At 69.5% G+C, this 3,639-nt stretch carries 7 protein-coding genes; all 7 read left to right on the top strand.

The window, feature by feature from the left end; translation table 11 throughout:
• On the top strand, positions 1-234 hold a 234-nt coding region (locus tag Q0716_RS04765), incomplete at its 5' end, for a hypothetical protein (RefSeq protein WP_299020242.1).
• A 26-nt stretch (positions 235-260) separates the two neighbouring features.
• Positions 261-1,826, top strand: a complete 1,566-nt coding sequence (locus Q0716_RS04770; protein ID WP_299020244.1) for a carboxysome shell carbonic anhydrase — start codon at positions 261-263, stop codon at positions 1,824-1,826.
• 15 nt (positions 1,827-1,841) lie between these two features.
• A complete protein-coding gene (locus Q0716_RS04775) occupies positions 1,842-2,096 on the top strand; it encodes a carboxysome peptide A (RefSeq protein WP_299020246.1) in 255 nt (84 codons plus the stop codon).
• A 5-nt stretch (positions 2,097-2,101) separates the two neighbouring features.
• Positions 2,102-2,416, top strand: coding sequence for a carboxysome peptide B (locus Q0716_RS04780; protein ID WP_299020248.1), 315 nt, complete (start codon positions 2,102-2,104; stop codon positions 2,414-2,416).
• 51 nt (positions 2,417-2,467) lie between these two features.
• Positions 2,468-2,764 (top strand): BMC domain-containing protein, encoded by a 297-nt coding sequence (locus Q0716_RS04785; protein WP_299020249.1) that lies wholly within the window; start codon positions 2,468-2,470, stop codon positions 2,762-2,764.
• A 67-nt stretch (positions 2,765-2,831) separates the two neighbouring features.
• The gene (locus tag Q0716_RS04790; protein WP_299020251.1) at positions 2,832-3,170 is read left to right on the top strand and encodes a BMC domain-containing protein; all 339 of its coding nucleotides are present in this window, start codon (positions 2,832-2,834) and stop codon (positions 3,168-3,170) included.
• Between the two features lie 23 nt (positions 3,171-3,193).
• On the top strand, positions 3,194-3,622 hold the full coding sequence (locus Q0716_RS04795) for a ferritin-like domain-containing protein (protein WP_299020253.1): 429 nt from the start codon (positions 3,194-3,196) through the stop codon (positions 3,620-3,622).
• The last annotated feature ends 17 nt before the right edge of the window (positions 3,623-3,639 follow it).

Here is a 3,639-nt window from a genome sequence, read left to right on the forward strand (position 1 = left end):
CTGCGCATCACGGGCGATGCGTGGGGCAGTGAGCGCCGTGTGACCGGCACCGAAGGCACGTCGGCTGCCGTGCGCAACCCGACGCAGCGCGGCATGCCGCGCCCGATGGGCGCGCATGCCCGGCATTTCAAGGCCGTCGCCCATGACGAAGTGCCGCTGAGCCCCATCACGGGCTCCAGTGGCAACACGCCGCGCGGTGCGGTGGTGACCGTCTCCGGTGGGGCACGCGGCTGAGTCCGCCGGCACAAGGATCGACGGCCATGGACACGCGCAAACGCCAACTCGCTCTGCAACGCAGTGCGCGTGCGCACGCGCCTGCGCCGAGACAGGGGCTGCAGGCAGCGGGTGCGGTGTTGCCGCGCGCGACTGCGCAACCGGTGAGCCCGGTGTGCGTGCCGGGCCCCGGTCAGCGTTGCGAGCATCCGCTGGTGGACCGCACGCTCAACGTGCTGCTGCACGACTATGAGCAGACTGTGCGTGGGCGCTTCGAGGCCATCGAGGACGTGCTGCGTACGCTCTCGGCACGCCAGCACGACCGCGATTTCGTCGAGCAGGCACAGGCCCTGGCGCGGCAGCGCCTAGACATCGAGTGGCCCCTGGCTGCGCTGGAAAACGCTTGGGTGGCGGGGGTCGACATGGCCGCGCTGCACGCGCACGCGATGTTTGCCACCATCGAGCGCTGCGTGCGCCTGGCCGCGCAAGACCGCGCACCGTGGATGCGGCGGCTGCCCGTGCAAGCCGAGGCGCTGCAGGCGTGTGGGGTGCATACGCTGGACGTGAGCCCGTGTGCCGATGGGCGGTTGCAGGGGCTGTTGCCGTTCGTGCTGCGCACCGCACCGGCCGACATGGTCAGCGTCAAAGCCTACGCCGGTGCCCTGTTCGACGTCGAATTGGACGTGGCCGAGTGGACCCAGCGCGAGCTGGAGCGCCTATGTGGCCTGCTGCCCGCCGCGCAGGCGTTGGACTATCTGAAGGTGGCGGTCTATCACTTCAGCTCGTCGCATCCCCGCCACGAGGGGTGCGCCGCGCACGGCAGCCACGATGAGCGGGCGGTGACGGCGGCCATCGATCGGCTGCATGCGCTGCGCGCGGCCGTTGACAACCTGTATGGCGTGGGGGCCGCCCCGCTGGTGATGTTGTTGGGCGTGGACACCGACCTAGACGCGCTGCGCATTCACCTGCCCGATGCGCAGGGTCGACTGCATGCAGACCGGTTCTTGGACGCGGCCGCGCTCTACCGCGAAACCCTGGGTCTGGATGCCCCGACTGCCCAGCGCCACTTGGCCGCGGCGGTGGATGCCCATGCGCGCGACCTGGGCGGCGTGTTGACGCGGGTGCCCGGGCACGATGGCTTGGCACGGCTGGCGCTGCTGTGGTTGCAAGCCAACATGTCGCAGATCGAATACGTCATCCAGCACCACGAAGGGCGCTACGCCGTCATCGGGCACGACGAAGCCTTCGTTTGTGTCGGGGATGCTCTGCCGCCGCTGCAGTTGCGTAACCAGTACTACCACGCGCACCTGGACACGGTGGAGGAGGGAGCAGCCGATCTGGACGTGGGGGTGAAGATTTTTACCGCCCTCAACCTGCGTCGGGGGCTGGCCTTGCCGGTGCTGGTGCACTTTACTTATTCCTCGCGTGTGCCGGGAGCGCGCCAGCGCGCCATAGAGCGCGGGCAACGGGTGGCGGCGGCCGTGCGGGCGCGCTATCCCCAGTGGGATGCCCGCGGCCTGCTGCATTGCCGTGTCGCCGTCAGCGACCGCCATGGCACCGAGACGGTGGCCTTGGTGGACGAGCCCGGCGGCCTGTCGCTGCACGGGCACTGAGACGGAGGCGACGCGATGAAGATCATGCGAGTGGAAAAAACCCTGGTCTCCACCAACCGCATCGAGGCTTTCGGCCACCGGCCGCTGCTGGTGGTACAGGACAAGCCCGGCGGGCCGCGCAGCGTGGCGGTGGATGCGGTCGGCTGCGTGCCGGGGGACTGGGTGATTTGTGTCGGCTCGTCGGCCGCCCGCGAGGCGGCCGGGGCCAAGGATTTTCCGTCCGACCTGACCATCGTCGGGATCATCGACCGCTGGAATCCCGAAGGGTGACACCGATGGACATCGTGCGCGTGATCGACGAGTTGGTGTGTACCCGGCGCGTGCCGGGGTTGGGTTCGGCGTCGCTGCGTGTGGTGCGCAGCGCGCAAGGCGTGGTGTCGGTGGCGACAGACGCCGTGGGCGCGCCGATCGGCCGCTGGGTGTTCGCCACCACCGGCAGCGCGGCCCGGTTGGCGATGCCAGATCCGACCTGCATCACCGATCTGACGATCTGCGGCATTTTGGATGGGTGGGACGATGAGGATGCTGCGTCGTCACAGACGCAAGAGCAATGCGCAGCAGGCACGGGGCCTGCTGCGGGCAAGGGGTGAGCCGATCGGCTCAGGTGTTTCAACGCAATGGTGACCACGAGGAGAGTAGACATGGCAAACACGACAGGAATCGCCCTGGGCATGATCGAGACGCGCGGGCTGGTGCCCGCGATCGAGGCGGCCGACGCGATGACCAAGGCGGCGGAGGTGCGGCTGATTGGCCGCCAGTTCGTCGGTGGCGGTTATGTGACGGTGCTGGTGCGCGGCGAGACGGGCGCGGTCAACGCCGCGGTGCGTGCCGGTGCGGACGCGTGCGAGCGCGTGGGCGACGGGCTGGTGGCAGCGCACATCATCGCGCGCGTGCACAGCGAAGTCGAGGGCATCCTGCCCACCGCGCCGAGCGTTTGATGCGGTGCGACGGCGCTGACGTCGTGGGAGCGACCAGCGCCCATCCCCAACCACGAGGAGTAACGTGATGGCAACGATGACGGGCATTGCCCTGGGCATGATCGAGACGCGCGGGCTGGTGCCCGCGATCGAGGCGGCCGACGCGATGACCAAGGCGGCGGAGGTGCGGCTGATTGGCCGCCAGTTCGTCGGTGGCGGTTATGTGACGGTACTGGTGCGCGGCGAGACGGGCGCGGTCAACGCCGCGGTGCGTGCCGGTGCAGATGCGTGCGAGCGCGTGGGCGACGGGCTGGTGGCAGCGCACATCATCGCGCGCGTGCACAGTGAAGTCGAGGGCATCCTGCCGACGCGGCCCGATGCCACCGGCGGTGGGCGCGACGCCGAGATCACGTCCACCCGTAGCTGAGCACACGCACCCAGGAGCGCCCCATGACCGCCGACGCACGCACCCTGGGTTGGCTCACCCGCGCCCTGCAGCACGAGTTTGCGGCGGTGCAGCAGTATTTGGCGCAGGCCACGCTGGCCCGCATGAGCGGCTATCCCGACTGGGCCGAGCGGCTGCAGGCCGAGGCGATGGAGGAGCTGGCCCATGCACAGCGGCTGATGCAGCGCCTCATCGAGCTGGGCGTGGCCCCGTGCGCCGGCGCACTGCCGCCCGCGCGGCTGGGTCGTGGTGTGGCCGATTTCCCGGCCCTCAACCGCCAGCTCGAACAAGCGGCCGTGGTGCTGTATCAAGATGCTGCCGACCACGCCCGCCGCGTGCGCGACCCCGCCACCGAGGTGCTCATGCGCGAGCTGGCGCAAGAAGAGGCGCAGCATTTCGGTGCTTGGCAGCAAGATGCCACGCCTACACACTGAGGAGGACGAGGCCATGG

Source organism: uncultured Tepidimonas sp. (assembly GCF_938045175.1).
In the GTDB taxonomy this organism is placed as follows: domain Bacteria; phylum Pseudomonadota; class Gammaproteobacteria; order Burkholderiales; family Burkholderiaceae_C; genus Tepidimonas.